Below are 25800 nucleotides of genomic sequence, written 5' to 3'. Positions count from 1 at the left end.
GGCTCTCAATCCAGAACCGCTGTTCGGCCTGCAGCAGCACGCCCATGGGGATCTGAATTCAGATAGTCCTGGATGAAATCCCGCTCCTCTGCACTGGCAAGACTGTTGTCCCAGCGCGCCAGCTCGGCGGAAACCACTTTTCTGAAAAGGGATGGAACCAGCACAATGACAAGCATCAGAATGGGGCTGAAGGGGTAGGAAACCGTGTCATCGGTCTTGTCCAGTTGGCCATATTCCTTGCGGGCAGACAAATGGTGGTCGCTGTGCCGGGTCTGATTGAACATGAAGCTGTTCGACCCCAGCCTGGAAAAATCCCAGGAATGATGAACCTGCATCGGCGTTCCTGGAATGCGTGTCAGCCCGTAATGGCTGATATATTGAAACTGCTCAAGAATGACGAGGCTCAACACAACAGCGCCCAAAAAGCCCAGAATTCCGGCGATCCCACCTATCAAAAAGCTGACAGCGAAAAGACCGAGTTGCATCAGATAGCCAGCAAATACCTTGTTCTTGAGGCTGATGAGCGGCCTGCCATTGCGTTTCTGGCGTTGTTTCTCGATGTTGAATGCGTTGCGATAAGTGCCCGTAAAAGACCGGATCAGAAACAGCCAGAAACCTTCTCCCCGATGAGCACTGACCGGGTCATCGTAAAAGCCCGCATTTTTGTGGTGACCGAAGACATGCTCGATTGGCATGCTGGTGTGGAACGCAAAGCCCAGCAGCCATTGCCCGACGAACCTCCGAGGCGGGCTAGCAAGCCGGTGAGCGAATTCATGGGCAATGTTGCAAACCGCGATCCCCAGCATGCCCATCGTCCAGGTGGCGCCAATAAGCGCCCAAAGCGGCTGCGGCTCTAATATACCATCAAAATCGGATAAATTAAGCGGAACGTAGCCACCCCAGTTCTGGTAAGTGTGTCCGACGACAATCAGGAACAAAAGCCAGACCATCAGAAACAGACCAATGGTCAAAAACAGCGGCACATCCGATGATAAATTTTCGTCGCTGTCATCCTTCTCCTCAAAAATCTCATCGATGAAAGAGAGACTGAAGAAGATCAGGACCGGGCTGACCCACATCCAGATGCCCCCCTTCAACAGACAGAATGCCGAAAAGATGAGAATGAGCGGCTGAAAGTAAAATCTCATGTGAGTCATTGATGCTTCTGGAAACCTCATACCCATGTTGACAGACGTTCAACGATCACGGCCAAATCCGCCTGCGTGCCGGCACCGGTTTTCTTGAAAACGCGCTGCAAATGCACCCGCGCCGTATTGTGTGCGATCCCCAGCGTGGCGGCGGCTTCTGCGATGGTGCCATTCTCTCTGAGCATCATAACCAACTCCGCTTCACGACCAGTGAGGCCGAATGTATCCACCAGAAGACTTTTGATTTCGTCATCATTACCCGTTGTGGTTTGTACGAACAGACAGATGGAACTCCACTTGTTGCCCGGGCCTCTCAACACATGAGGCAGGCGCATAAACCGGACTAACATCGTGAATTTGGGGTTGCTTGAGGGGACAAAGATTGGGCGAAACAGCTGCGTGATCAACCCGGTTTCATCGTCTTGTACGGATTGATAAATCGCGGCCAGTTTCTCCTGCGACGCCTTATGTACCAGTGTCAGAAATCCATCAGCCAAAGCGAGCAACTGACCGTTGGACAGCAATGATTCACCTGCCGGATTAGCGAAGAAAAATCTGCATTTATTGTCGAGGAAAAAAAGCGCTGTCGATGATTTTTGAGCTAGAAAACTGTCCAGATCGGCCAACGGCTTTTCAGCGTTTCTGGCCATTGCCAGACGTTTGGCATTGGCACAATGGGTGCTGATAACCCTGAAATCTTCCAGATTTTGCCTGTGCGGCGACGCTTCACCCGCTTCAAATTCGACGGACATGAATGTGGACGTATCTCCCGTGTCCATCAGTCTGGTTCCAATGAAGTATTGCATGTGGCAACGTGTTTCCAGCCAGCGATAAAATTCGTGGCGGGCCATCTCTTCCCTGCTGATGCAGTCCAGGTCTGTGATAATGTGTGGTGCATCGTTTGCCAAAGAGTGATGCATGCGCGGATTGATGGCATTCATCTCTTCAATATATTCTTCTGTGTCGTTGAGGTTTACAGAATGCCACTCAGAAATCTGGAGGGTTTTTCTGTTCATTTGAAACAGAGCGCCACCGGCACCATTGTGCAGCGCCACCATGTCGCGCACAGCATTCGTCCACGAGCTCTGGCCAATTCCAGCCTCAAACACAGATTGAGCCACAGACTCAATTTTTGACAGCCGTCCCCCGGTCACTTTGGCCTCCCCAAACCAAGCTATGAACCAGAGCCCGAACCCCAGTTCCCAACCGGGTTCAGACCCTGGCAGTTATTGCCAGAACTTTTGGTATCATCTGAGAGTTTGGGGTGCTTGCCAATAGTCTGTTTGCGCTATCGGGGTTTTCGGGTGCGCTTGCGCCGCCGGTTTACGCCCACGGAAACAGGTGATCACGAAATCTTGATCATATCAAAATGTGGTAGATAAAGCGAAAAGAGCAAGGGAAAGCAACATCCGTGCGCCTTTTTTCAACAGGCCAATCCCGCAAATTTCCTCAAAGAATGTGGCAAGGGTCGGTTTAAGGCGCCAAACCTAGTCTGATCATGAATTTCCAGAGATGCGCTGCAGGGATGTTCTGCTGTCTGGGGTGTGGAACGTCGCGCACCATTGACTCGATGCAGAGGAATTTCAGAATCCTATCAGGGGGCCGCGTCCCGCAATATTGGCCTAAACCTCAAGCAATTCTGACCCAAACCGGACCTTCGCTACGATCCGTGCCAAGGTCGGCTTTACGGATTTTCTCATTTTGGGTCAGTTTATAATTTGAAGGTCAAAGTCATCTGACGTTCAACACTCCTGTCCCACGACCTTTTGCGTTAGGACACCGCGCTCCAGACTACTGTCGGCGAACCGGCTTTCGCTCGGAACATTGTCGCTCTATTTGAGCTGCGTCAATGGTCGCTTGGCCGTGGTCGAAAGAACGCTAAGCGGACAAAGCCACAATGCTTCTACGCAAATGCTTTCTCGAGCCTTTGCACGCACAAATGCTCAACGCCAGGTACGCCAAGCGAGATAGCCGACAATAGCGATGGCGATTGCGAAGATTATCAATGTTTCTGGCGTCATTCCTTTTCTCCTTTCAGATCAATTTATGGTCAATGCGCTCTGAAACAAGACCATCCGCAAACCGGCAGTTAAAGACTATGCTCAAATTTTCGATCAATGCCGATGTCACGCTCCTTCTCGGCCGGTGTCCGTCTCGCAGAGCTGGAACACTCCCTTGCCAACTGCCCGACCTTATCCTCGTCGATCCGCCCTGCGGGTGACGATTACCTGTGCAGGAAGGCTACGATCTGATGTTGGGTCAGTTTTTGACGTAAAGGTCAAAATGATGTGACGTTTCACATGGGGAAATGGTGCGGGTGAGAAGAACAACCTCGAACCTGAACCAAGATGCTCGACCGAGCGTCCGGCGCGTCTGCTCCGCCCCATCGGAGGCGTTTGCATAGCAAACTGCCGTGAAAAAAATGATGGTGCACCGGGAAGGATTCGAACCCTCGGCCCCCAGATTCGTAGTCTGGTGCTCTATCCAGCTGAGCTACCGGTGCATTGCAGGCCCAACGGGCGGCAAGGTGCGTATCCCTAATGCGATGACGGGCAGAATGCAAGCGGTAATTGGGGACAAAATTGCGGGAATTGCTGTGGGTGCTCAGGCGCTGTGGCTGCTGTCGGATTTGACCACGCGCAAGGTCGCCTGACCACTGGATTCCGGGCTTGCAAGATCTGGCGTTTCGCTGAGAACGGGCAGGCGAATCGTGAAGCTGGCGCCCTGCCCTGTTTCATCCAGTGTGAGGCTGCCACTGTGGGCGCGAACCAGTTCCGAGGCGATGGCGAGACCAAGGCCGGAGCCACCGGGGCCTGATGAGGACTGGAAGGCTTTAAACAACGTGCCGTGCAGTTCCGGCGGGATGCCCGGGCCGGTGTCAGAGACAGTAATGCAATTGTGACCTTCTTCATGCCAGGACCTGATTGTCAGGCAATTAATGACGCTTTCGGCCATTTCCGCGCCGTTGGATTGCATGGCCTGAAGCGCGTTGCGGCTGAGATTCAGCAACACGCGGAACAATTGGTCTGGATCAGCATCGATTGTCACTTCATTCGGCACCAGGTTTTCAAACCGGACTGTCTTTTCGCTGTCGAGACCCAGCACTTCGCAGACTTCCATCACAAGAGCCTGCAATTGAACCACTCTGATGGTGGGCGGCGCTTCGCGTGCCCGGCCATAGGAAAGCGTGGACTGGCAATAGGCGATGGCACGATCCAGCGCGCGCACGAGCTTGGGCGTAAAGCGTTGCACCACCGGATCATCAATGGATTGCAGGCGATCGGAAAACAGAACGGCAGATGCCAGGATGTTGCGTAGATCATGATTGATCTTTGAAACCGCCAGACCAAGGTCTGCCAGCGTGCGTTGTTCACCCAGCATGGTCTGCAGATCGGTCTGCATGTCTGCCAATTGATTTTGCACAATGCCGAGTTCATCGCTGCGTTTGGTGGTGTTGATGACGCGCGCCGGGTCTTCCGGATCTTCGGCAAAACGCACCATGTTCTGCGTCACCCGTCTGAACGGGCGCACGAACAGGGCGCGCAGTGCCAGAAAGACCAGCGATGCGGTGATGATGGAGATTACCAGAGACAATTGCAGAATGTTAAAGGAGTGAGCGAGCAAGGCGTCGTGCAGCTGATCTTCCTTCAGGACAACCTCAACTTCTGCCGGTTGGCCCTCTGCATCATTCAAACCACGGACAAAACCCACCACCCGTGTGGTTCTGTTCTGGCCATTCAGCAATGATTGAATGGCCTCCATAATGGCGTTCGTCGGTTGCATGACAGAGGTGTTGAATTCTGAAGTCACCATGGAGGGCATGTTGGACATGGCGATCAACTGACGGCGGCCATCACGTTGAACTGCAATGGTCTGAACGCCCAGCTCTTCCATGATCTCGCTTGCGGCGCTGTCGGACAACATGTCGAAATTACCCGATTCCTCGGCAACGCGAAGCGCAATTGCTGCCCGCTCAAGGCGATCCACCAGCCAGGTATTTCTGAAATTTGCCAGTGAGGGAACATAGATCAGCACTTCACTGATCATGACAAACACAATTGTCAGCAGCAGAAGCTTTGTCGACAAGCCACCCATTTTGCTTTTACGAGGCTGGACAGCGCGGCGAATCCTGCCGGGCTTTCGGGCCTCAGCAGCGCTGGAAGTGTTTTCAAGGCGGTTGGTCATTTAAGCTTGTCCAGCAAAATCAGTGATCCGACAAAGGCAAGTCGATCACGCATCTAAGCAGATTGTGGACGCTTTATCCGTCGGCTGGCGGAAATTTGCAAATAAACCAACAGTAAACAGCCCGTGAAGCGTTTGTTACCAGCTTCTGTTACCAGCAATTGTCACCAGCTAACAGAACGCAACAAAAAACCTCCCGGTGTGTCCGGGAGGTTGATCAGTATTGCAGGCAAAGTGAAAGTGCCGAAGTGCGTTCGCTTAGTTTGCAGGAGTTTCGCTGCTCTCTGTTGCGTCAGGTGCGGTTTCTTCAGCTTCAGGTGCTGCTTCTTCCATTGTCTCTGTGCCTTCTGCCGCAGGCGCTTCCATATTTGTTTCCGGCATATTTGTTTCCGGCATGGCAGCTTCTGGTGCGGTCGCTTCTGGCATCGCAGCTTCCGGCTCAGCGGTTTCCGCTGCAGCAGGCTCTTCTGCAGATGGGGCGTCAGTTGTTTCTGCAGCAGGTGCTGCTTCGCCCGCAGCCTCTTCAGTTGCGGCATCATCCGCTGGCATTTCAGCCGCAGCAGGTTCCACAACCGGCAAGGCAGCCGGAGCATTCGACAAGGACCGCAGATAGGCGATCATATCGGCCCGCTCGTCAGGCTTTTTCAAACCAACAAAGCCCATGGATGTGCCTTTGAGGTATTTCTTCGGGGCTGCCAGAAAATTGTTCAGATTTTCATAAGCCCAAACATTTTCATCGCCATAGGCCTCCATGGCAGCTGAGTATTTGAACCCATCCCTAGCAGCAGGCGTGGCATTGACGATGTTCCACAAATTCGGCCCAACCTTGTTGGCACCGCCTTCGTCGAAGGAGTGACAGGCCGCACATTTCTTGGCGACAGATTCACCATCGTCTGCAGTTGCACTAGCCAAAAGAACGGCAATAGGTTCTTCGGTTGGAGCAGCAGCCGTTTGCGTATCCGAGCCGTCTTCAGGGACATCAACCACGTATCCGGGGGTTTCCATGTCTTCGCTAAAGAAAATGGTTTCTGCCACGATTCCCAGTCCCATCACCAGGAGCAGGGTGCCCAGAATAGCACCTGCGATCTTGTTAAACTCAAAGGAGTCCATTCGCTTCTCTCTCTTGCAAGCCGGTGTTGCATTGTTTCGCCAGTGGCGATACGCCATCTAAGATATGATCGCAAACTAAAAACTTTCACCTCGTCATGCAACACGTATAAGCATAGTTCTTTGTGACGAAGTGTCCTGAAATCAGGATATTTTACAAAGAACTGCGAAAAACAGGGCAATAGAGATCAATTTCATGGCTTCCCCAACGCCATTGGTGCTTATTCCATCCAGACTGGCCGCAACCAGACTCCCCGATAAACCGCTGGCAGATATTGCCGGTGAGCCAATGATTGTTCATGTCTGGCGCAGAGCAATGGATGCCAATATCGGCGATGTGGTGGTCGCAACCGATTCTGATCGTGTGGCAGATGCCATTTCCCAAGTGGGTGGTCGGGCCGTATTGACCCGCGCTGATCATCCGTCAGGTTCAGACCGGATTTTTGAAGCGCTGCAAATCAGTGACCCGGATCAGACCCACCAGACAATTGTTAATCTTCAGGGTGATCTGCCAACGCTGGACCCGGCGTCCATCAAAGCCTGTCTGGTACCGCTTGAAGACGACCAGGTGGATATTGCCACATTGGGAGCAATTATTTCCGATGAAGCCGAGAAGACAAATCCGAATATCGTAAAAATTATTGGCAGTCCCATAACAGACAGACGCTTGCGGGGCCTCTATTTTACAAGAGCTACTGCTCCTTATGGTGATGGACCGCTCTATCATCATATCGGCATCTATGCCTATCGGCGCTCGGCGCTCGAGCGCTTTGTGTCCCTGCAGCCTTCCTACCTTGAAAAGCGTGAAAGGCTGGAACAATTGCGCGCCATAGAAGATGGCATGCGCATTGATGCCATGATTGTTGACACAGTGCCGCTAGGGGTGGATACGCCTCATGATCTGGAGCTTGCCCGGCAGGCTTTATCTTAGGGGCGGCCCCTTTATGGGTGATGAAATAGCAGAACAAATGGCAAAGAGATGCAAGGGAATGCGCGCGGTGCGGGCTTTCTGCCCGGTTAAGCACTTTGACGCCGCAGGTCGCAGCCATTTTTCTGTCCATCAGGGATCGGGCCTGTTTGCCCGCAGCCCGCGTCGCAAAGACTTGAAAGTGTTCAGACTTCCTGCTTCTTTGCTCCTGGTCTGCAAACAAACCGATCCCGACTATTTCACCACCCATAAAGGGTCCACGCCCTAAGGATGTAACATGACCGCAGAAACCGCAGCGCTTCTGGCAAATACAATCAAGCCCACCAAGGTGGTGTTTCAGGGAGAGCCCGGCGCCAATTCGCATATTGCCTGCAGCGAGGTTTTCCCGCACGCTGAAGCCGTGGCGATGGCAACATTTGAGGATTGTTTTGCAGCGCTTGAAGCGGGCGATGCTGAACTTGGCATGATTCCCATCGAAAATTCAGTCGCCGGACGGGTCGCGGATATTCATCATCTTCTGCCAATGTCTTCGCTCAGCATTATCGGTGAATATTTTCTGCCGATACATCATCAATTAATGGGGTTGGCGGGCGCCGACACCGGTTCAATCACGTCTGTGCAAAGCCATGTCATGGCGCTTGGCCAATGCCGCAAGATTATCCGCAAGCTCGGTCTGGCACCCGTGATCGGGGCAGATACTGCTGGCTCAGCCCGACAGATTGCAGAAAGGGGCGATGCATCCGTTGCAGCCATTGCATCAAGTATGGCGGCGGATATTTATGGACTTGATGTTCTGGCCTCAGATATTGAAGATGAAGATCATAACACGACACGCTTCATCATTCTGGCAAAACAGGCTTTACAGGCCAAGGCTGATAATGGGCCGGTGATGACCAGTTTCGTATTTCGCGTGCGCAATGTGGCAGCAGCGCTTTACAAAGCCATGGGCGGCTTTGCCACCAATGGCGTGAACATGACCAAGCTGGAATCCTACCAGTTGGAAGGCACGTTCTTTGCCTCACAATTCTATGCCGAAATCGAGGGCCATCTGGATGATGCACCGGTCAGGCTGGCACTCGAAGAGCTTGGCTTCTTCTGTGCCGAGTTGAAGATACTGGGCGTCTATCCGGCCAGCCCCTTCCGCGCCAATATCAAAGAGCCTGAAGTCAATCGTGCACTGCGCCCGGCTCAGCCAGAGACATCATAAAAGGTTTGGATCAACTGGTTCGCAATCGCCATGGGCGGCGGCGTTTTCAGCTCTTGCTCACGGGTAAGCATTTTTCCCACCTCGTCGCGGCTGAACCAGCGGCAGTCTTCCAGTTCGGTAACGTCCATGATTATGTCGGTTGATGCGGCTTTGGCAAAGCAACCGATCATCAATGTGTGTGGGAATGGCCAGGGCTGACTGGAATGATAGCGCACGGTTGATATTTGTATGCCCGCCTCCTCCAGGACCTCCCGTCGCACTGCGCCTTCCAGTGTTTCGCCTGGCTCAATGAAACCGGCCAGACAGGAATACATGCCGGGTTGAAAATGTGGCTGGCGCCCCATCAAGCATCGGTCGCCATCAATCACCAGCATAATGGAAACCGGATCGAACCTTGGGAAATGCTCGCGTTCGCAGGCAGGACATTTGCGGCGATATCCCGCCTGAATTTTCTGGGTCTTCTGCCCGCAATTGGCGCAGAACTGATTGTTTGTGTGCCAACTCAGAAGCGACCAGCCATGGCCAAGTGTCGCAACCTCCTCGGCCACCACATCACCTGAGACAACCATCGAGCGTATATCCAGACTGGTGTAGCCGGATGGCAGTTCTTCAACCGGTGCAATTTTAGCTGCAAGAACGGGCATATTGTTGTGTTCCCCAAGATAGATGCCACCTTCCGCATCATAACCAAGGGCAGACGCCTCCTGCAGGGTGAACAAGGCATGGGCCCGATCGCCATCATATTTCAGAACGGGCGCGCCCTTGTTGTAAAGGTGCACGCGCGCGTTTGGATTGTCCCAGGCCTTTGCCAGATCCTGCGCGCTCAAATGCTCGCTGTTGCGTACCAGCTTGTTGGCGGAAAAAGCATTTCTCTCAGAGGCGTCATCAACGCCAGCATCCAGAAAGGGAGCTTGCTTAAAAAATGAACTCACGCATCTGTCCTTAAAATTTTGATCTGAAATTGTTCACGACGGCTTTTGCGGCAATGTCCTCATAGGGCACTGCAGTTCCCTTGCCCCAAACCGGACCCGGCCAGGCCGCGTCAGCTGCATAACGGCCAATGACGTGAATGTGTAACTGGCGCACCATATTGCCCAGCGCGCCGATGTTCAGCTTGTCGCAGGATGTCAACGCACGCAGCTCTCGCGAGGCTTGATCGACCTCCTGCCAGAGTGTGGATTTTTGCGCCTCATCCAGATCCACAATTTCGGTGGCCTCTGTCAGGCGCGGTACCAGTATGAGCCATGGGAACCGGTTGTCATTCATCAACAACACATCGCAGAGCGACAATGACGCTACGAAATGCGTATCAGCTTCCAGACGGGGATCAAGTTGGAATTCGGCGGGTGGGTGCAGTTTCATGCACCACGCCTAATCCGGTTTTCCGCCCATTGCAAGATCAACCTCTTGCCCCTATTGTCCGCCTCGATTTTCCAGACCCATTTACATCTTGGAGCCAGAATGACTGACCTTGCAGCCTTGGAAACCATTATCGAAGCCGCTTTTGAAGATAGCGGCTCAATTGACACCCACACCACCGGCGAAATTCGGGATGCTGTGGAGACCTCTTTGAACATGCTGGATCGGGGTGCAGCCCGTGTCGCAGAGCGACAGGCCGATGGAGAATGGACAGTCAATCAATGGCTGAAAAAAGCGGTTCTGTTGTCCTTCAAGCTGAACAGCATGAAAATCATTGAAGGTGGACCAGGCGAGTCCGTTTGGTGGGATAAAGTGCCCTCAAAGTTTGACGGCTGGGGCGCTCTGGATTTCGAAAAAGCCGGTTTCCGCGCTGTCCCCAACTGTACGGTACGCAAATCAGCCTATATCGCCCCCGGCGTGGTTTTGATGCCGTCTTTTGTCAACCTTGGTGCCTATGTGGATGAGGGGTCCATGGTTGATGGCTGGGCAACCGTCGGGTCCTGCGCCCAGATTGGCAAGAATGTGCATCTGTCCGGCGGTGTCGGGATTGGCGGCGTGTTGGAACCACTTCAGGCGGGCCCAACGATCATTGAAGATAATTGCTTCATTGGTGCGCGGTCGGAAGTGGTGGAAGGCTGTATTGTTCGTGAAGGTTCCGTGCTGGGCATGGGTGTCTATATCGGCAAATCAACCAAGATTGTAGATCGTGCCACAGGCGAGATTCACATGGGTGAAGTGCCCCCATATTCTGTTGTCGTTGCCGGCGCGCTACCGGGCAAACCCATTCCCGGACAGAACTGGGGCCCGAGCCTTTACTGTGCCGTCATTGTGAAAAAGGTGGATGCACAGACGCGGTCAAAAACATCCATCAACGAACTGCTGCGCGATTGACGTCAGGCAAAAAAATGGCCTGACGCGCCGGAATGCGTCAGGCCGGATAGTTATTAAATCCTAGAAAATCAGGCTGCCGATTGGGCTTTCAGCAATCCGCGATTAACCAGCAATTCGGCAATCTGAACTGTATTGAGCGCGGCGCCCTTGCGCAGATTATCGGACACAACCCACAGGTTCAGGCCGTTTTCGATGGTGCTGTCTTCGCGGATACGTGAAATGAAAGTGGCATCTTCGCCTGCCGATTCATAAGGCGTGACGTAGCCACCATCTTCGCGCTTGTCGACCACCAGACAACCGGGTGCCTCACGCAGAATATCGCGCGCCTCATCGGCGGTAATCTCGTTTTCAAACTCGATATTGACGGCTTCTGCATGCCCCACAAAAACCGGAACACGCACAGCGGTTGCGGTCAGCTTGATGGATTTGTCGAGTATTTTCTTTGTCTCGGCAACCATCTTCCACTCTTCCTTGGTGGAGCCATCATCCAGAAACACATCAATGTGGGGAATAACATTGAAGGCAATGCGCTTTGTGAATTTGTTGGTCTCCAGCGGATCGGACACGAATACAGCACGGGTCTGCGTAAACAACTCGTCTGCGCCCTCTTTGCCGGCACCCGATACAGACTGATAGGTTGAGACAACAACGCGCTTGATCTTGGCTTTGTCATGCAGCGGCTTCAGCGCCACAACCAGTTGAGCTGTCGAGCAGTTGGGATTTGCAATGATGTTCTTTTTTGAAAATCCGCTGATCGCATCAGGATTTACTTCGGGAACAATCAGGGGCACATCAGGATCATAACGCCAGGCCGAGGAATTATCGATGACAACACAGCCCTTGGCTGCGATTTTTGGCGCCATGGTTTTCGATATGTCACCACCGGCTGACATGATCGCAATGTCGGTGCCGGTAAAATCATAATTGTCGAGGGCCTGCACGCGCAGGGTCTTGTCGCCATAAGAGACTTCCGTTCCCTGACTGCGGCGTGAGGCAAGTGCCACCACTTCGTCTGCAGGAAATCCGCGCTCGTCCAGAATTGACAGGACCTCACGGCCGACATTGCCGGTGGCCCCGACAACTGCTATTTTGTAACCCATTTCATATCCTTTCATCGCTCTCCCGCCTGCTTGGCCCGGACACGCATGGCCGGGACTTTTCTCCCCCACAATACCGGCGGAAGAGAACGCGGCTTATGAGGGAAATCAGGTGGTTTTGTCTGATGTGGTGGTCGTGAAGGTCGTCAGTGTGCAAACCCTCGCGCCATTGCGGCACGCGGTTGATTCAAGTTTCTGCACTGGCTTCAAACCGTTTGACATTTGACCTTATCGAAAGCTTGCTTTCAGCATTTGCGCGTTCTATGCGGGCAAACCGCAAAAGAGTCAATGGACGACCATTTGCCATATTGCAATCATACTTCGCTGTCATCAAAGTGAGTTATTAAGCCCTTTAAGAGATTCGCGGTCATTCCGCTTCTCATCAGTGAAAGTTCGCCGTTCCATGATCGCCCATTCTGTCAGACTTGCTACCGCGCTGATTGTTGCATTCGGGGCCAGTCAGGTCTGTTTTGCAAATGATCCGCTGGCCGCAGATCAGGTGATCAGGCAAGCACGTATTCTTGACCTGCCGAATGGCGAAAGCCGGGTGCATATGGAAACGAATTCGTCTGGCATAATTGCGCTTGCTCCGGACCTGTCACTGGCTCTGACCCGGAAGGGTGACCGCGTTATTGCCTCTGTGCAGAACCGAAATGTTGTTCACGCTGACCAGTTGTTTGACCTTGACGTGAAAACCTTGCCCCATCGTACTGTTGAGGTGCGGCTGCTGGACGTGAATTTTGATGGTATTCGGGATTTGCTGATAGAGACACAAATTGGCTATGGCGGCGTCAATGTGTTTTTCGATCTTTATCTGGGAACCGAAGCGGGCTTTGAGCCACAAGCTGCCGGTCGGGATTTGTCCAACCCGGAGATCGATCTGGAACAAAAGCAAATCACAACCATGCAGCGCAGCGGCCCAACCTGGTACCGAAGCGTCTATCTGATTTCAGATGACAGACCCTATCAATTCATGACGACCACAGCTGCCGGCGACGGTATGGAATATGTGCGCTTTCTGACGAATGACGGAACGCTTGATCAGGAAATGATTACCGACGCGCTGGCAGAAGACCCGCGGGACTGGAAACCGCTTCGCATCGAACTGCCCGAAGGCGCGCCCTTCCCGTTGCGCGGCGAACCCGATGATGCCAGTGCAACGTCCGGCGCCTTGCCCGATGGCAGTACAATCATTGTGCGTCGCCTGAGCGAAGACCACAAATTTGTTCTGGTCGAACACTCGAAGGGTAAGATCAAGGGCTGGCTTAAAACCGAATGGCTACCAAAGCCCGAGAGTGCGCGCTTCTGACACGCACCACGAGTTCAGCACACGGTTGTTGTTGTGCTGAACTCAATTTTAGGTCGACCTGTCACTTAATGGTGACAGACATGCTTCACAAGATTTGATATTCTGACCGGCTTTGCTGCACTTGGAACGTTTGCTGCATTGTTGCTGAACCAAATCGGACTTTTAAAATGATTACCGCACTTTACGACTGGTTCGAAAAACGGATTGAGCCGTTTCCATCCGACGAGCCAACACGCCCGCCCAAAACGCTGATGGCGTTTCTGTGGCATTATTCAAAGCCTGTGCTGCCAGTCCTGCTGGTGATGTCCACCATCACGGCGGCCATCGCCATCATGGAAGTGCTGATGTTCGGGTTTTTGGGGTCCCTTGTCGACCGTTTGAACGCGTCCAGCCCGGAAACATTCTGGGCGGATAATGGTGTGTCTCTGTCGCTGATGGCCCTGATGATCGTTGTGTTGTTGCCATTGACTGTCTTTCTGGGCGGTTTGCTGATCCATCAATCATTGCTGGGCAATTTTCCGATGATCATCCGCTGGCAGGCACATCGCTATCTTTTGGGTCAATCCATGAGCTTTTATCAGGATGACTTTGCAGGCCGAATTGCCACAAAAGTCATGCAGACCTCGCTGGCGGTCCGCGAAGCTGTGATGAAGGTTCTGGATGTTCTGGTGTTCGTCACAGTCTATTTCATTGGAGCCGTCGTTCTAATCGCCGTGGCAGACTGGCGCCTGGCGGTGCCATTGCTGGTATGGCTTGTCTGTTACGTTTTTCTGTTGCGTCATTTCATTCCACGCCTGCGCCGTATCGCGGAGCGTCAGGCCGATGCACGCTCACTGATGACGGGCCAGATCGTCGACAGCTATACCAATATCCTCACGGTTAAACTGTTTTCGCATCGCTCGCGGGAAGAGGATTATGCGCGGGAAGGCCTGGATGGGTTTCTGCAAACCGTGCATGCGCAAATGCGACAGGTGACGGGCCTGCAAGCCCTGCTCTACGTGATTAACTGTCTGCTGATTTTCTCGACCAGTGCTGCTGCAATCGGCCTTTGGCTTGCTGCAGATGTATCCACCGGGGCCATTGCTGTGGCCATCGGACTGGCCCTGCGGCTCAACGGCATGTCGCAATGGATCATGTGGGAATTGTCAGCCCTGTTTGAAAATATCGGCACGGTGGAAGATGGTATCACCACATTGTCCAATGACCGCGACATTACCGACGCTTCGACAGCGCCAACTCTGTCGCGGGTGGATGGTGCAGTGTCGTTTGACCATGTGGGATTTCACTATGGCAAGCTGGATAATCAGCAGAACGCTGCTGACAGCAATGAAGACGGCGATCCTGGCAAAGGTGTGCTGCATGACATTACGCTCGGCATTGCACCGGGGGAGAAAATCGGTCTGGTCGGGCGCTCCGGTGCGGGCAAGTCCACCTTGGTGAACCTGCTGCTGCGGCTTTATGATGTGGAAAGCGGGCGCATCACCATTGATGGCCACAATATCGCAAAAGTCACCCAGAACTCCCTGCGCGGTCAGATTTCCATGGTGACGCAGGATACCTCCCTGCTGCACCGCTCGGTGCGGGAAAACATTCTCTATGGCCGGCCCGATGCCAGTGAAGCTGATATGATTCAGGCAGCCACTCAGGCGGAGGCCATGGAGTTCATTGCTGATCTGGTGGATCCCAAAGGTCGACAGGGCTTTGATGCCCATGTGGGCGAGCGCGGGGTTAAACTCTCCGGCGGTCAGCGCCAGCGCATAGCGATTGCACGGGTGTTGCTGAAAGACGCCCCTATCCTCATTCTGGATGAGGCGACGTCGGCGCTGGATTCAGAAGTTGAGGCTGCCATTCAAGAGCAATTGTTCAATCTGATGAAAGGCAAGACCGTGATTGCCATTGCCCACCGTCTGTCGACCATTGCAACAATGGATCGTCTGGTTGTGATGGATGGCGGACACATTGCAGAGACAGGCACCCATGAGGCGCTGATTGCCAATGACGGGCTTTATGCCAGCCTGTGGCACCGCCAGTCCGGGGGCTTTCTGGGTGGCGTAGATCAGACTGTGGCAGCCGAGTAATTGAGACTAAAAACAGGCCCCGATTTATGCAGCGCCTGCTTACAAAACACTGCCTTTTTATGACGAGCCTTTTATTCAGTGATTTTTGCGCCTTCCAGAATACCGAAACCGTCTGCACTGCATTGCAGATCACTGACGGATGTTGGTGCAACATAGAGAAAAATGTTTGGAATGATCGGCAGGATTTCTGAAATAGTCGTATATTGTGTACGGATTTCAGGGGACGTCAGAATTTGACTTCCAGCGGAAGTTCAACGCCTGCGCCTTCCAGAACCGTCCTTGCCTTGTCCAGATCATACTCGCAATTGTCAAATTCTTCGAAATGGGCCAACGAGTTGGACGAATATGGCAGGCAGCAGGTCTGGGACTGAGGACCAAACAGCAGATTGGCAATGCGTTTCCTGTCCAGTGACAGATCAATCGCCTCACGAACGGCCTTGTTCTGCAGGCAGGTGTTTTCAGGTTAAGCGAGAGATCATAACCACGCCGGATGGTCCGTGCCCGTTACAAAATCACCGTCACGGCTGAAAGGCGCCACATCTACCCAGCCAAGCTCGGTCATGAGATCCAGATCGCCACTTTTCAGCGACAGCATGCCAATGACCGGGTTGTGATGGAAACCAATTTCATGACCATGGTGCGCAATGGTCCGTGGAAACTGGTTCATTGTTGAAATGCTCGCAAATTGCCAAAGGGAAGCGCGCTCTTAAACTCTCGCCATAGCGCAATAATGCAAATGCTGGCGTTTGAATCCTTAGCCTGATAAAAGGCCAGCGCATTGGCAGAAAAGCAAAAGAGTTCGCCTTATGAGCAACCGCATTGGCAGCCGGTCCAGACAGACCAGTGAAACAGACATTGAAGTGTCTGTCACGGTGGATGGAACCGGGCAGTATGACATTGAAACCGGCGTCGGATTTTTCGATCATATGCTGGAGCAACTAGCGCGTCACAGTGGCATGGATTTCAAAATCCGCGCCAATGGCGATCTGCATATTGATGACCACCACACCGTGGAAGATGTCGGCATTGCGCTGGGTATGGCGCTGAATGATGCGCTGGGCGACCGTGCCGGCATTACCCGCTATGGCTCGGCCGATCTGCCCATGGATGAAGCCATGTCACGGGCAGCGATCGATGTGTCCGGCAGACCGTTTCTGGTTTGGAACCTTGACTTCAATGCTGCAAAAATCGGCAATTTCGATACCGAACTGGTGCGCGAGTTTTTCCAGGCATTTGCCATGAATGGACGACTGACGCTGCATGTTGAGGGTGTCTATGGTGAGAATAATCACCATATTGCGGAAAGCGCCTTTAAGGCGGTCGCACGAGCTTTGCGGGTTGCGATTGCCATGGATAGCCGTGAAAGCGGCAAGATACCTTCCACCAAAGGCACCCTTTAAAGAGGTTCCGGATGCAGTCCTATACTGTTCACACACCGCCTTCGCCATCGCAGCACGAGCGCTTGTCAATAGCTGTTTTCGTGCGCGACGGATTTCATATTGTGGCGCTGATTGCGCCGCCGGTCTGGCTGCTTTGGTACCGTCAATGGCTGGGCCTGGCGCTGTATATTGCTGCGCTGGTGGTGCTGGATTTTGCCACCGATATTGCTTCTTTTTGGGCCCTTTCCATCGTCAATTTTCTATTTGGTCTTGGCATTGCGCTGGAGGCCAGCACATTGCGGCGCTGGCGGCTGAGTGCCAAAGGGTGGCAGCTGGCAGGTGTTGTGTCGGCGTATGATCTTGAGGATGCGGAAGAGCGGTTTTTTGCCAGTCTTGATGAAGATCGTAAACCGGCGAACACACCTGTGCGCGTGACTTCGGGAATCCCCTCTATTCGCGCAAAACCCGCGGCACCTAACATTATCGGATATCAGTCATGAGCCAGTCGATGCGTGTCGCGATTATTGACTACGGGTCCGGCAATTTGCGCTCTGCTGAAAAATCCTTCCAGCGGGCTGCGCGGGAACGCGACATTGCAGCTGACATTGTCGTGACCGATGATCCCGACTTTGTTGCAAAGGCTGATCGGATCGTATTGCCCGGCGTAGGTGCATTTGCCGATTGCCGCGCTGGCTTGTTTGCGATCGATGGTCTGGTGGAGGCTTTGCGCGACAGTGTGGAACAGCGCGCAGTGCCGTTTTTCGGCATATGTGTTGGCATGCAGCTGATGGCCAGTCGTGGTCTGGAAAAGGAAGTTTCTCATGGTCTGGGCTGGATTGCCGGGGATGTGGTTCCCATCAAACCCTTGGACCCGGAACTGAAAATCCCGCAAATGGGGTGGAATACGCTTCTTGAGCAGCGCGCACATCCGGTCTGTGACGGCATTCAATTGGGGCCAGACGGTCTCAACGCCTATTTTGTCCATTCCTATCATATGGTGCCAGAAAATCCGGATCATATCGTTGCCCTGACGGACCATGGAGGTCCGGTCACGGCCATCGTGGCGCGTGACAATCTGATCGGCACACAATTTCACCCGGAAAAAAGCCAGCAGCTTGGCCTGTCGCTGATCGGCAATTTCCTGAACTGGTGGCCAGCGAAAAGCCGGGCACAGATTGATGCTGTGGCAGCCAACGCCTGACTTGATTGTATTTAGAGAAATGAATTAAACCCATGATCCTTTTTCCAGCCATTGATTTGAAAGACGGCCAGTGTGTGCGCCTGAAACTGGGTGACATGAATCAGGCGACCGTCTTCAATGACAGTCCCGGCGCTCAGGCCAAAGCCTTTGAAGATCAGGGTTTCGAATGGTTGCATGTGGTCGATCTGGATGGTGCATTTGCCGGTGAAAGCCGCAACGGCGCAGCTGTGGATGCGATTTTGGCCGCCACAAGTAATCCGGTGCAGTTGGGTGGCGGCATTCGCACTCTGGATCACATTGAAGCCTGGCTTTCAAAAGGGCTTGCCCGGGTCATTTTGGGAACAATTGCTGTGCGGGACCCTGCTCTTGTGCGGCAGGCCTGTGCTGAATTTCCGGGAAAAGTTGCCGTTGGCATTGATGCCCGCTCCGGCCATGTGGCCGTGGAAGGCTGGGCCGAGACATCTGATCTGACGGTTCTGGATATGGCCAAGCGGTTTGAAGATGCAGGCGTTGCAGCCATCATCTACACCGATATTGACCGGGATGGTGTTCTGGCTGGCATTAACTGGGACAGCACATTGGAGCTTGCCAATCATGTGTCCATTCCGGTGATTGCATCGGGCGGCCTTGCCTCCATGACTGACATTCAAAGAATGACGCAGGGCGACGCGCAGATTCTGGAAGGTGCCATTTCCGGACGGGCGCTTTATGATGGGCGGATTGATCCGACCGAAGCCCTGACACTGTTGAAGAAAGCTGCGTGATGCTGAAAATCCGTGTCATTCCATGCCTTGATGTCAAGGAAGGCCGTGTGGTCAAGGGTGTCAATTTTGTCGATCTGATTGATGCAGGTGATCCGGTTCAGGCCGCTATTGCCTATGATGCTGCCGGTGCCGACGAGCTGTGTTTCCTGGATATCACAGCCAGCCATGAAGACCGTGGCATTTTGCTGGATGTCGTGCGCGAGACGGCGGAACATTGCTTCATGCCGCTGACCGTTGGTGGCGGCGTCAGGGAAGTTGCAGATATCCGCAGCCTGCTGCTGGCCGGTGCCGACAAGGTTTCGATCAACACGGCTGCGGTGAAAAACCCGGACTTTGTGCGTGAGGCCGCAGACAAATTTGGCAATCAGTGCATCGTCGTCGCCATTGACGCAAAACGCGTTTCTGGACCCGATGAACCGGACCGGTTTGAAATTTTCACCCATGGCGGGCGCGAAGCAACCGGCATTGATGCTGTTGCTTTTGCCAAACAGGTGGTTGCCTTGGGCGCCGGAGAAATTCTTCTGACCAGTATGGACCGGGACGGAACCAAGATCGGGTACAATCTGCCACTTACCAAAGCCATTGCCGACGCTGTTCATGTGCCGGTGATTGCCTCCGGCGGTGTTGGCAATCTGGATCACCTTGTAGAAGGTGTCACTGGCGGCCATGCAAGCGCCGTTCTCGCAGCCTCAATTTTTCACTTTGGCACCTATACGATTGCCGAAGCCAAGGCGCATATGGCCAAAGCTGGCCTGCCGATGCGGCTTGTGTGACAACGGATATTGTTATGAGCACATTTTCTCTGAACGATCTGGAAGCCATTATCGAGCAACGCAGTTCGGCGGGTGCGGAGACATCCTATACGGCGCGCCTGCTTGAAAAGGGGCCCTTGAAATGCGCCGAAAAGTTTGGCGAAGAGGCTGTTGAACTGGCGTTGGCAACCGCTGCGCAAGAGCAGGAAGACGTGGCGAATGAAGCTGCCGATGTTTTGTATCATCTGATGGTTTTGCTGCGCGCACGTGGTGTTGGGCTGGATCAGGTAATGGAAATTCTTAACCAACGTACCGCACAATCCGGTCTTGCGGAAAAAGCCGCACGCACTTCGCCTGAGTAAGAAGCCTGATATGAGCTTGCCAAAACCATCTGAACGCAGCCTGCATGAAGGCTCTCTTTCCCCCTATCGCATCTATGATGTCGAGCATTGGTCAAAACTGCGCGCCGATACACCGATGACACTGTCAATCAATGAAATCCGCAGACTGCAAAGTCTGAATGATCCGATATCGGTTGAAGAGGTTGAGCGGGTCTATCTGCCGCTTGCCCGTCTGCTGTTCCATTATGTCAAGGCAACACAAGGCCTGTTTCAGGCGACCGCCCAGTTTCTTGATATGAAAGACAGGAAAGTGCCGTTTATCATCGGGTTGGCCGGATCGGTCTCGGCAGGCAAATCCACCACAGCCCGTGTCCTGCAGGCCCTGCTGTCACGCTGGCCCTCCATGCCCAAGGTAGATCTGATAACCACGGACGGTTTTCTGTATCCCAATGCTGTGTTGAAAGCTGAGGGCCTGATGGAGCGCAAGGGATTCCCGGAAAGCTACGATGTGACCGCGTTGCTGCGCTTTCTGACCGATATCAAGGCCGGAAAGCAATTTGCAACCGCGCCGCTCTATTCGCACCTGATTTACGATGTGGTGCCGAACGAAACGGTAACGATTTCCAATCCGGATATTCTGATCCTGGAAGGGTTGAATGTTTTGCAAGTCCGCGACCTGCCACCGGGCGGTGACAGTGTTCCCTTCGTCTCGGACTTTTTTGATTTTTCAATTTATCTGGATGCAGATGAGGTCTTTGTTCAGCAATGGTACAGAGAGCGGTTTTTGCGCCTACGGGAAACTGCATTCCGCGATCCGAAAAGTTTCTTCAGGACCTTTGCTGAATTGACGGAACAGGATGCAGTGGCCACGGCTGATGATATCTGGGCACGGATCAACCGGCCCAATCTGCTGGAGAACATTTTGCCCACACGGCAACGCGCTGATCTGATCCTGCACAAGGGCGGAGATCACAAAATTGATCAAGTGGCATTGCGCCGACTTTAGCGCGGCCAGGTTTTAAACCATGCTTGGCAGAATACGGTCCGGCGCGGCATGGCCGTCCAACAGTGATTTGATGTTCACAATCACCTTGTCGCCCATATCAATGCGTCCTTCGATGGTCGCAGATCCCATATGTGGCAGCAGCACAACCTTGTTGGTCTGAGCCAGCTTCAGCAGTTTGGGATTGATGGCTGGCTCATGTTCAAACACATCCAGTCCGGCTCCCGCCAACTTGTCCTCTTCCAGCATTTTCAGGAGCGCATTTTCATCAATGATCTCGCCGCGCGCCGTGTTTACCACATAGGCTTCGGGGCGCATCAATTGCAGCCGCCGGGCTGACAGGAGATGATAGGTGCCGGGCGTGTGAGGGCAATTGACAGAAATGATATCCATCCGCGCCAGCATCTGATCAAGACTGTCCCAATAGGTGGCTTCAAGGCTGTCTTCAATTTCGGCTGGCAGTGGCCGGCGGTTGTGATAATGGATCGCCAGTCCAAACGCTTTGGCGCGGCGTGCAACAGCCTGTCCAATGCGGCCCATGCCAACAATGCCGAGGCGCTTTCCCGATATGCGACGCCCGGTCATCCATGTTGGCGACCAGCCTGACCAGTGTTCGCCGTCAGGAAGTATCGCAGCGCCTTCGGCCAGGCGGCGTGGCACAGCAAGAATCAGCGCCATGGTCATGTCAGCGGTGTCTTCGGTAAGCACATTTGGCGTGTTGGTGATGACAATTCCCTTGTCGTGGGCAGCACCTACATCAATGTTATCCACACCATTTCCGAAATTGGCAATCAGCTTCAATTGCGGCCCGGCCTGATTGATGATGGCGGCGTCGATACGATCGGTAACTGTGGGCACAAGCACATCGGCTGTCTTCACAGCATCCACCAATTCCGCCTGTGTCATGGCGTGATCGTCTAAATTGAGCCGCGCATTGAACAACTCGCGCATGCGCGTTTCCACCTGTTCCGGCAGTTTCCGCGTTACCACAACCAGCGTTTTTGATCTCGACATTTAGCGCTAGCCCCTTCTCTTTGAGAGCTCTTTAACCATATCTGTTCAAAACATGTATATGGTATCAACAGATATCGCCCGATCCGGACAAGGTTCATTTTGCAGACCCTAACAGATAGAACTGCAAACACAATTTGAATGACTTTGTATAATGTGTCAGGAGAGCAGATGCCAAGCCTCCTATTGCGTGGACGGCGAGTTTGCAACGTAGGGTGCGCTGATAAGGTGTATGAGTGCGCAGGACATGAGTTTTAAATTGATGCAATTTGGACCGGCAGTGCGAAAGCAGTACCGAAGGATATGCCTTGGCAAGGTCTTATCCATCGCCTGCGTGAGCTTGATCGCGTTTACATTTTCGATGTTTGGTCCGGGTCCCGGCGCTGCCTTTGCTCAATCAGCCGATGAGCGTGGCATTCGCGTTGGTACGTCTGGTCTGCCTCTGCCCCGCTTTGTAAGCCTGAAATCCAATCAGGTGAATGTGCGCGTTGGTCCTGGGCGGGACTACGATATCGCCTGGATTTTCGTCAAAGGCGGCTTGCCGGTTGAAGTTTTTCAGGAATCCGACAATTGGCGGCGCATTCGCGATGCTGCCGGAAATTCCGGTTGGGTGTTTCACAGCCTCCTATCAGGACGCAGAACCGCGCTGGTGACCCCATGGACCAGTGATGCCGAACCATTGCCGCTCTATCGCGAGCGCAGCATCGGCGCAAAACTCAATGCAAGACTGGAAACCGGCCTGCTGCTGAATATTGATGAATGCGATGGCGAATGGTGCCGTGCAGACGTAAGAGACGGAAATGACCAGAGCTATCGCGGGTTCGTCCAGCAGAATAAATTATGGGGTGTCTACACCAATGAAGAATTTGAGGATTAGCCGCACCTCAAAGGTGACGTCCGGTTTCTTCAGTTCTCAGCCAAAAAGTCCTGGATCAGTTCAAGCGAAGAATTTCCCTCCATCGGCCCCCGTTTTGTGACAGAAAGTGCGCCGGCTGCATTGGCATATTCCCCTGCGGTTTCCGCAGAATAGCCCTGCATCAAAAGCGCCAGAAACGTTCCGCAAAAACAATCGCCTGCTCCAGTTGGGTCCACTTCCGATACATGATGGGGTGCAATTGCAAATTCGCTTTTCCCGTCCAAAATCAGCGCGCCCTTTGATCCACGCTTCAAGGCGATGATCTCTGCACCACCCGACTGCAAACGATCTATCGCGGCCTCCTCTGTGATACCGGGATACAGGTGGGTCAGATCATCTGTGCTGGGGAGCAGATAAGTACATTTGCTGATGATGTCATCCAGGGCGACACGCACTTCCGTGTCGCGCATAAGCTCGGGGCGGATATTGGGATCGCAGCTTACTTTTCCGCCTGCAGCAATGGTCTGGTCAAAGGTCTTCAGCACCATTTTTCGCAGATTCGGGTTTCCAAGGGACGAGGCTGAGATGTGGAACAGCGTATCCTGCAATTTCAAACCATCATTTGGCACCTGGAAAGAGTCTGCTGCCGTGCCCGCCAAATGGAAAATGAAAACCCTTTGGCCATCGCTGAAATAAGAGACGAAGGCAACGCCGGTCGGACGGTCAGGATCAATGAAGATATGTTCCACGCCCACGCCATCATCCTTGAGACGCTGGAGCAATGCCTTGCCGAAACCATCTGCCCCGACGCCGCCTAAAATCGAGGTCTGTGCGCCCAGGCGAGCCGCCTGATCTATGAAAATGGCTGGCGCGCCACTTGGAAAAGGGCCTGAGTAATTGGAAATCTGCTCCAAGGCACAATCTTTCGTGTGCGATACGAATTCAACGAGCAGTTCACCGGCGGTGACAATATTTGTGGGCATCACGATTTTCCAGAACTCCTGACGCTAACTGACTTTGAACTGTTGTAGCCAGAAATCTGTCAGCTTGCGAATGGCAAGATTGGTGTCATTCGCGCCATTATAAATTCTCATATGGTGGCACGGCAATACCGGCAGTTTTTTCGCCTGCGCAAGTTTTGGCCGCCTTCCATTGAGAATTTCCTGGGTTCGCACGGCGACGCCCAGCCCGGCTTCAGCGGCAGCTGCAACACAGGCAAGACTCGGGCTTGTCAAAGTCACTTCCCAGGGAATGCCAGCCTGCCCTAACGCATTCAGGGCGGCTTTGCGAAAACTGCAAGGTCCCTCCACCAGAACCAGCGGTAGCGGTCGCTTGCTTGAAATATCCGAGCCTGCTTTTTCCAGCCAGATCATCTGCGGCGAGTTGATTTCAATTTCGGTCGCATCGGTGTCCTGCTTGTAGGAAATCACCTGATCCAGCTCTCCCCGCTTCAGCCCTTCCACAAGCACCGGGCTGCGATCTACCAACACCTGAATGCGGATATTGGGAAACTGCTCGGAGAACTCGGAAAGGGCTGTTGGAAAGAAGCTTTCTGCAATGTCCTGAACGACGCCCATTCTGACAAGGCCGGAAATCTGACTGCTGCGTGTGATCTTAAGGACAGCATCGTTTTGCGTGAGAATTGCGCGGGCGTGCTCCAGCACCTCCCGGCCAGTGGTCGTCAGCACCTGACTGCGGCCTTCCTTCTTGAAGAGCGCTGTTCCGATCTGGCCTTCCAGACGGTTCATCTGCAGGCTGATGGCGGGCGAAGTTCGCCCCGCACGTTCAGCCGCTTTTGAAAAATTGCCAAGCTCCACCACAGCGACGAATGAGCGTAGGCAATCCATGTTGAGGTTTGTCATCATAGTTTAATTTTATTAGCGCTTTCGGTAAAATATGTAAACTTTATTTATATGTTGACGCGTGTACATTTTCGCCATCAGAGCGCCTTTCCGTTCGAGAGTTGTGCGCTCACAAAAGACTAATTTGAATGGGAGGAACAGAGATGAACCTGAAAACAATGCGCCTGAAAACGCGTCAATGTCTGGCGGCATTTGCCATGTCGGCTGTTATTGGCGCCGCACCTGCGGTCGCCGAAGATTTTTACGACGGCAAAACACTGGATGTCATCGTCAATTATGACGCCGGTGGAAACACCGACATTACAGCCCGCACCCTGATGCAGTTCATGCAGAAACACATCCCCGGCGAGCCGCGTATCGTGGTGAAAAACCGGGCCGGTGCCGGTGGCATTGTCGGCACAAATTATTTTGGCCAAGCGGTCAGAAATGATGGCTTCACCGTTGGTGTTTTCTCCGTCGCATTGATGCCGGAAATGATGGGCAATGAAGCGCTCACCGTCTCTCATGGAGACTTTGAGTTTATTGGCGGCATTCCGGAAGACACAATTTTTCACCTGCGCAAAGGCGTCGGCGTGGAAAAGGCGACCGATATTTTTGATCTTGATGCGCCAATCAAAACTGCGGGCCATGGTCCTGTAAACATGAAAGACCTTATTCTGCGCGCTGCCATGGATCTGCTGGAAGTGGATTATCAGCATGTCACCGGTTTTCAGTCATCCGGCAAAATTCGCGGTGCCATCCTGAAGAGTGATGTGGACATGTCCGCAGACTCCATGACCGGCTACGCGTCGCGCGTGAAGCCTAATCTTGTGGATGAAGGCCATTCAATTCCGCTGTTCTCTCTGGGCATTCCGACAGAAGACGGCCATTTGGCTGCAGCGCCTGGCACACTTGATGGCGTTCCGACCTTTGATGAGTTCTATGAAGCCAGATTTGGCAAGAAGCCGTCCGGACCGATCTATGATGTGCTGCGGACGGTTGCTCAGGTTCGCTCAACATCTCTGCGGGCTGTGTTCCTGCCCAAAGGCTCTCCGCAGGAAGCTGTCGATACCCTGCGGGCCGCTTTCAAAGCAACAACCGAAGATCCTGCATATCGTGCCGAGTTCATGAAAATCAGTGGCTTCGATCTGGTGGCCTTGCCCGATGACGAAGCCGAGGTGCGCCTGGCGTCACTGTTGAATACCGATCAGAAAATCATCGATATTCTCAAATCTTATGCGGCTGAAGGTGCCAGATAAGAAGCCGGTCTGATCGATGCTTTGAAC

The 25800-nt window shown here is 53.3% G+C and carries 27 protein-coding genes and 1 tRNA gene; 15 read left to right on the top strand and 13 right to left on the bottom strand.

The window, feature by feature from the left end; genetic code table 11:
* Nucleotides 1-5 precede the first annotated feature (5 nt).
* The 5 genes from RAL91_RS06395 to RAL91_RS06375 all read right to left on the bottom strand — a co-directional run bounded on the left by RAL91_RS06395 (nucleotide 6) and on the right by RAL91_RS06375 (nucleotide 6440).
* Nucleotides 6-1157, bottom strand: coding sequence for a fatty acid desaturase (locus tag RAL91_RS06395; RefSeq protein ID WP_306260693.1), 1152 nt, complete (start codon nucleotides 1155-1157; stop codon nucleotides 6-8).
* A 17-nt stretch (nucleotides 1158-1174) separates the two neighbouring features.
* On the bottom strand, nucleotides 1175-2302 hold the full coding sequence (locus RAL91_RS06390) for a helix-turn-helix transcriptional regulator (protein ID WP_306260690.1): 1128 nt from the start codon (nucleotides 2300-2302) through the stop codon (nucleotides 1175-1177).
* 1272 nt (nucleotides 2303-3574) lie between these two features.
* A tRNA-Arg gene (locus RAL91_RS06385) sits at nucleotides 3575-3651 on the bottom strand.
* A gap of 101 nt (nucleotides 3652-3752) precedes the next feature.
* On the bottom strand, nucleotides 3753-5333 hold the full coding sequence (locus RAL91_RS06380) for a HAMP domain-containing sensor histidine kinase (RefSeq protein ID WP_306260688.1): 1581 nt from the start codon (nucleotides 5331-5333) through the stop codon (nucleotides 3753-3755).
* A gap of 255 nt (nucleotides 5334-5588) precedes the next feature.
* Complete coding sequence (locus RAL91_RS06375; RefSeq protein ID WP_306260686.1) at nucleotides 5589-6440, bottom strand: cytochrome c family protein; 852 nt, start codon at nucleotides 6438-6440, stop codon at nucleotides 5589-5591.
* A 193-nt stretch (nucleotides 6441-6633) separates the two neighbouring features.
* Between RAL91_RS06375 and RAL91_RS06370 the strand changes: the two genes are divergently transcribed.
* The 3 genes from RAL91_RS06370 to RAL91_RS06360 are packed head-to-tail and all read left to right on the top strand — an operon-like array spanning nucleotide 6634 to nucleotide 8572.
* Entirely contained in the window at nucleotides 6634-7368 is a 735-nt protein-coding gene (locus RAL91_RS06370) for a 3-deoxy-manno-octulosonate cytidylyltransferase (RefSeq protein ID WP_306260684.1), read from the top strand.
* Between the two features lie 37 nt (nucleotides 7369-7405).
* The gene (locus RAL91_RS06365) at nucleotides 7406-7633 is read left to right on the top strand and encodes a hypothetical protein (protein ID WP_306260682.1); all 228 of its coding nucleotides are present in this window, start codon (nucleotides 7406-7408) and stop codon (nucleotides 7631-7633) included.
* Between the two features lie 9 nt (nucleotides 7634-7642).
* On the top strand, nucleotides 7643-8572 hold the full coding sequence (locus RAL91_RS06360; protein ID WP_306260680.1) for a prephenate dehydratase: 930 nt from the start codon (nucleotides 7643-7645) through the stop codon (nucleotides 8570-8572).
* On the opposite strand, the gene nudC is transcribed toward RAL91_RS06360, so the two are convergent.
* Together nudC and RAL91_RS06350 are read right to left on the bottom strand one after the other, a co-directional pair.
* Entirely contained in the window at nucleotides 8554-9504 is a 951-nt protein-coding gene (gene nudC / locus RAL91_RS06355) for an NAD(+) diphosphatase (RefSeq protein WP_306260678.1), read from the bottom strand. The genes RAL91_RS06360 and nudC overlap by 19 nt on opposite strands.
* 10 nt (nucleotides 9505-9514) lie before the next feature.
* Nucleotides 9515-9934, bottom strand: coding sequence for an HIT domain-containing protein (locus RAL91_RS06350; RefSeq protein ID WP_306260676.1), 420 nt, complete (start codon nucleotides 9932-9934; stop codon nucleotides 9515-9517).
* Between the two features lie 99 nt (nucleotides 9935-10033).
* Between RAL91_RS06350 and dapD the strand changes: the two genes are divergently transcribed.
* Nucleotides 10034-10882 (top strand): 2,3,4,5-tetrahydropyridine-2,6-dicarboxylate N-succinyltransferase, encoded by an 849-nt coding sequence (gene dapD / locus RAL91_RS06345; RefSeq protein ID WP_306260674.1) that lies wholly within the window; start codon nucleotides 10034-10036, stop codon nucleotides 10880-10882.
* 68 nt (nucleotides 10883-10950) lie between these two features.
* On the opposite strand, the gene RAL91_RS06340 is transcribed toward dapD, so the two are convergent.
* Nucleotides 10951-11982 carry an aspartate-semialdehyde dehydrogenase gene (locus tag RAL91_RS06340; protein WP_306262814.1) on the bottom strand — a complete coding sequence of 344 codons (1032 nt, stop codon included), beginning with the start codon at nucleotides 11980-11982 and terminating at the stop codon, nucleotides 10951-10953.
* Nucleotides 11983-12382: 400 nt separating this feature from the next.
* On the opposite strand from RAL91_RS06340, the gene RAL91_RS06335 reads away from it, so the two are divergent.
* Nucleotides 12383-13288 carry a hypothetical protein gene (locus tag RAL91_RS06335; protein ID WP_306260672.1) on the top strand — a complete coding sequence of 302 codons (906 nt, stop codon included), beginning with the start codon at nucleotides 12383-12385 and terminating at the stop codon, nucleotides 13286-13288.
* A 167-nt stretch (nucleotides 13289-13455) separates the two neighbouring features.
* Nucleotides 13456-15366: an ABC transporter ATP-binding protein gene (locus RAL91_RS06330; protein ID WP_306260670.1), complete on the top strand. Its 1911-nt coding sequence runs from the start codon at nucleotides 13456-13458 to the stop codon at nucleotides 15364-15366.
* A gap of 226 nt (nucleotides 15367-15592) precedes the next feature.
* Here the strand turns inward: RAL91_RS06330 and RAL91_RS25025 are convergent, their stop codons facing one another.
* Both RAL91_RS25025 and RAL91_RS06325 read right to left on the bottom strand, forming a co-directional pair.
* Complete coding sequence (locus RAL91_RS25025; protein WP_371932526.1) at nucleotides 15593-15814, bottom strand: ABC transporter substrate-binding protein; 222 nt, start codon at nucleotides 15812-15814, stop codon at nucleotides 15593-15595.
* Nucleotides 15815-15841: 27 nt separating this feature from the next.
* Nucleotides 15842-16033 (bottom strand): hypothetical protein, encoded by a 192-nt coding sequence (locus RAL91_RS06325; protein ID WP_306260669.1) that lies wholly within the window; start codon nucleotides 16031-16033, stop codon nucleotides 15842-15844.
* Between the two features lie 139 nt (nucleotides 16034-16172).
* Here RAL91_RS06325 and hisB point away from each other — a divergent pair, with 139 nt between their 5' ends.
* Genes hisB through coaA form a run of 7 tightly spaced genes read left to right on the top strand, consistent with a single transcriptional unit; the run spans nucleotide 16173 to nucleotide 20809 of the window.
* Nucleotides 16173-16766: an imidazoleglycerol-phosphate dehydratase HisB gene (gene hisB, locus RAL91_RS06320; RefSeq protein WP_306260667.1), complete on the top strand. Its 594-nt coding sequence runs from the start codon at nucleotides 16173-16175 to the stop codon at nucleotides 16764-16766.
* A gap of 11 nt (nucleotides 16767-16777) precedes the next feature.
* Nucleotides 16778-17245 (top strand): DUF2628 domain-containing protein, encoded by a 468-nt coding sequence (locus RAL91_RS06315; protein WP_306260665.1) that lies wholly within the window; start codon nucleotides 16778-16780, stop codon nucleotides 17243-17245.
* Nucleotides 17246-17253: 8 nt separating this feature from the next.
* Nucleotides 17254-17946 (top strand): imidazole glycerol phosphate synthase subunit HisH, encoded by a 693-nt coding sequence (gene hisH, locus RAL91_RS06310; protein WP_306262812.1) that lies wholly within the window; start codon nucleotides 17254-17256, stop codon nucleotides 17944-17946.
* 32 nt (nucleotides 17947-17978) lie between these two features.
* A complete protein-coding gene (gene hisA, locus RAL91_RS06305) occupies nucleotides 17979-18710 on the top strand; it encodes a 1-(5-phosphoribosyl)-5-[(5-phosphoribosylamino)methylideneamino]imidazole-4-carboxamide isomerase (protein ID WP_306260663.1) in 732 nt (243 codons plus the stop codon).
* Nucleotides 18710-19483, top strand: coding sequence for an imidazole glycerol phosphate synthase subunit HisF (hisF, locus tag RAL91_RS06300; RefSeq protein WP_306262810.1), 774 nt, complete (start codon nucleotides 18710-18712; stop codon nucleotides 19481-19483). The genes hisA and hisF overlap by 1 nt, the downstream gene beginning before the upstream one ends.
* A gap of 14 nt (nucleotides 19484-19497) precedes the next feature.
* A complete protein-coding gene (locus tag RAL91_RS06295) occupies nucleotides 19498-19824 on the top strand; it encodes a phosphoribosyl-ATP diphosphatase (protein WP_306260661.1) in 327 nt (108 codons plus the stop codon).
* A 10-nt stretch (nucleotides 19825-19834) separates the two neighbouring features.
* A complete protein-coding gene (coaA, locus tag RAL91_RS06290; RefSeq protein ID WP_306260659.1) occupies nucleotides 19835-20809 on the top strand; it encodes a type I pantothenate kinase in 975 nt (324 codons plus the stop codon).
* 12 nt (nucleotides 20810-20821) lie between these two features.
* On the opposite strand, the gene RAL91_RS06285 is transcribed toward coaA, so the two are convergent.
* Nucleotides 20822-21820: a D-glycerate dehydrogenase gene (locus RAL91_RS06285; RefSeq protein WP_306260656.1), complete on the bottom strand. Its 999-nt coding sequence runs from the start codon at nucleotides 21818-21820 to the stop codon at nucleotides 20822-20824.
* Nucleotides 21821-22064: 244 nt separating this feature from the next.
* Between RAL91_RS06285 and RAL91_RS06280 the strand changes: the two genes are divergently transcribed.
* On the top strand, nucleotides 22065-22694 hold the full coding sequence (locus RAL91_RS06280; protein ID WP_306260654.1) for an SH3 domain-containing protein: 630 nt from the start codon (nucleotides 22065-22067) through the stop codon (nucleotides 22692-22694).
* Between the two features lie 29 nt (nucleotides 22695-22723).
* Here RAL91_RS06280 and RAL91_RS06275 read toward each other — a convergent pair whose 3' ends face one another.
* Entirely contained in the window at nucleotides 22724-23656 is a 933-nt protein-coding gene (locus tag RAL91_RS06275) for a sugar kinase (RefSeq protein WP_306260652.1), read from the bottom strand.
* A gap of 24 nt (nucleotides 23657-23680) precedes the next feature.
* On the bottom strand, nucleotides 23681-24520 hold the full coding sequence (locus tag RAL91_RS06270) for a LysR substrate-binding domain-containing protein (protein WP_306260650.1): 840 nt from the start codon (nucleotides 24518-24520) through the stop codon (nucleotides 23681-23683).
* 158 nt (nucleotides 24521-24678) lie between these two features.
* On the opposite strand from RAL91_RS06270, the gene RAL91_RS06265 reads away from it, so the two are divergent.
* On the top strand, nucleotides 24679-25773 hold the full coding sequence (locus RAL91_RS06265; RefSeq protein ID WP_306260648.1) for a tripartite tricarboxylate transporter substrate binding protein: 1095 nt from the start codon (nucleotides 24679-24681) through the stop codon (nucleotides 25771-25773).
* Nucleotides 25774-25800: the final 27 nt, after the last annotated feature.

The organism is Pararhizobium sp. IMCC21322 (assembly GCF_030758295.1).
Lineage (GTDB): Bacteria > Pseudomonadota > Alphaproteobacteria > Rhizobiales.
This window is presented reverse-complemented; position numbering and strand designations above follow the sequence as displayed.

Excerpts from the sequence above, each read along its gene's own strand:
- RAL91_RS06395 (WP_306260693.1), bottom strand. The coding sequence starts at position 1,157 with ATGACTCACATGAGATTTTACTTTCAGCCGCTCATTCTCATCTTTTCG.
- RAL91_RS06380 (WP_306260688.1), bottom strand. The coding sequence starts at position 5,333 with ATGACCAACCGCCTTGAAAACACTTCCAGCGCTGCTGAGGCCCGAAAG.
- RAL91_RS06375 (WP_306260686.1), bottom strand. The coding sequence starts at position 6,440 with ATGGACTCCTTTGAGTTTAACAAGATCGCAGGTGCTATTCTGGGCACC.
- RAL91_RS06370 (WP_306260684.1), top strand. The coding sequence starts at position 6,634 with ATGGCTTCCCCAACGCCATTGGTGCTTATTCCATCCAGACTGGCCGCA.
- RAL91_RS06365 (WP_306260682.1), top strand. The coding sequence starts at position 7,406 with ATGGCAAAGAGATGCAAGGGAATGCGCGCGGTGCGGGCTTTCTGCCCG.
- RAL91_RS06360 (WP_306260680.1), top strand. The coding sequence starts at position 7,643 with ATGACCGCAGAAACCGCAGCGCTTCTGGCAAATACAATCAAGCCCACC.
- RAL91_RS06350 (WP_306260676.1), bottom strand. The coding sequence starts at position 9,934 with ATGAAACTGCACCCACCCGCCGAATTCCAACTTGATCCCCGTCTGGAA.
- dapD (WP_306260674.1), top strand. The coding sequence starts at position 10,034 with ATGACTGACCTTGCAGCCTTGGAAACCATTATCGAAGCCGCTTTTGAA.
- RAL91_RS06340 (WP_306262814.1), bottom strand. The coding sequence starts at position 11,982 with ATGGGTTACAAAATAGCAGTTGTCGGGGCCACCGGCAATGTCGGCCGT.
- RAL91_RS06335 (WP_306260672.1), top strand. The coding sequence starts at position 12,383 with ATGATCGCCCATTCTGTCAGACTTGCTACCGCGCTGATTGTTGCATTC.
- RAL91_RS06330 (WP_306260670.1), top strand. The coding sequence starts at position 13,456 with ATGATTACCGCACTTTACGACTGGTTCGAAAAACGGATTGAGCCGTTT.
- RAL91_RS06325 (WP_306260669.1), bottom strand. The coding sequence starts at position 16,033 with ATGAACCAGTTTCCACGGACCATTGCGCACCATGGTCATGAAATTGGT.
- hisB (WP_306260667.1), top strand. The coding sequence starts at position 16,173 with ATGAGCAACCGCATTGGCAGCCGGTCCAGACAGACCAGTGAAACAGAC.
- RAL91_RS06315 (WP_306260665.1), top strand. The coding sequence starts at position 16,778 with ATGCAGTCCTATACTGTTCACACACCGCCTTCGCCATCGCAGCACGAG.
- hisH (WP_306262812.1), top strand. The coding sequence starts at position 17,254 with ATGCGTGTCGCGATTATTGACTACGGGTCCGGCAATTTGCGCTCTGCT.
- hisA (WP_306260663.1), top strand. The coding sequence starts at position 17,979 with ATGATCCTTTTTCCAGCCATTGATTTGAAAGACGGCCAGTGTGTGCGC.
- hisF (WP_306262810.1), top strand. The coding sequence starts at position 18,710 with ATGCTGAAAATCCGTGTCATTCCATGCCTTGATGTCAAGGAAGGCCGT.
- RAL91_RS06295 (WP_306260661.1), top strand. The coding sequence starts at position 19,498 with ATGAGCACATTTTCTCTGAACGATCTGGAAGCCATTATCGAGCAACGC.
- coaA (WP_306260659.1), top strand. The coding sequence starts at position 19,835 with ATGAGCTTGCCAAAACCATCTGAACGCAGCCTGCATGAAGGCTCTCTT.
- RAL91_RS06285 (WP_306260656.1), bottom strand. The coding sequence starts at position 21,820 with ATGTCGAGATCAAAAACGCTGGTTGTGGTAACGCGGAAACTGCCGGAA.
- RAL91_RS06280 (WP_306260654.1), top strand. The coding sequence starts at position 22,065 with ATGAGTTTTAAATTGATGCAATTTGGACCGGCAGTGCGAAAGCAGTAC.
- RAL91_RS06275 (WP_306260652.1), bottom strand. The coding sequence starts at position 23,656 with ATGCCCACAAATATTGTCACCGCCGGTGAACTGCTCGTTGAATTCGTA.
- RAL91_RS06270 (WP_306260650.1), bottom strand. The coding sequence starts at position 24,520 with ATGGATTGCCTACGCTCATTCGTCGCTGTGGTGGAGCTTGGCAATTTT.
- RAL91_RS06265 (WP_306260648.1), top strand. The coding sequence starts at position 24,679 with ATGAACCTGAAAACAATGCGCCTGAAAACGCGTCAATGTCTGGCGGCA.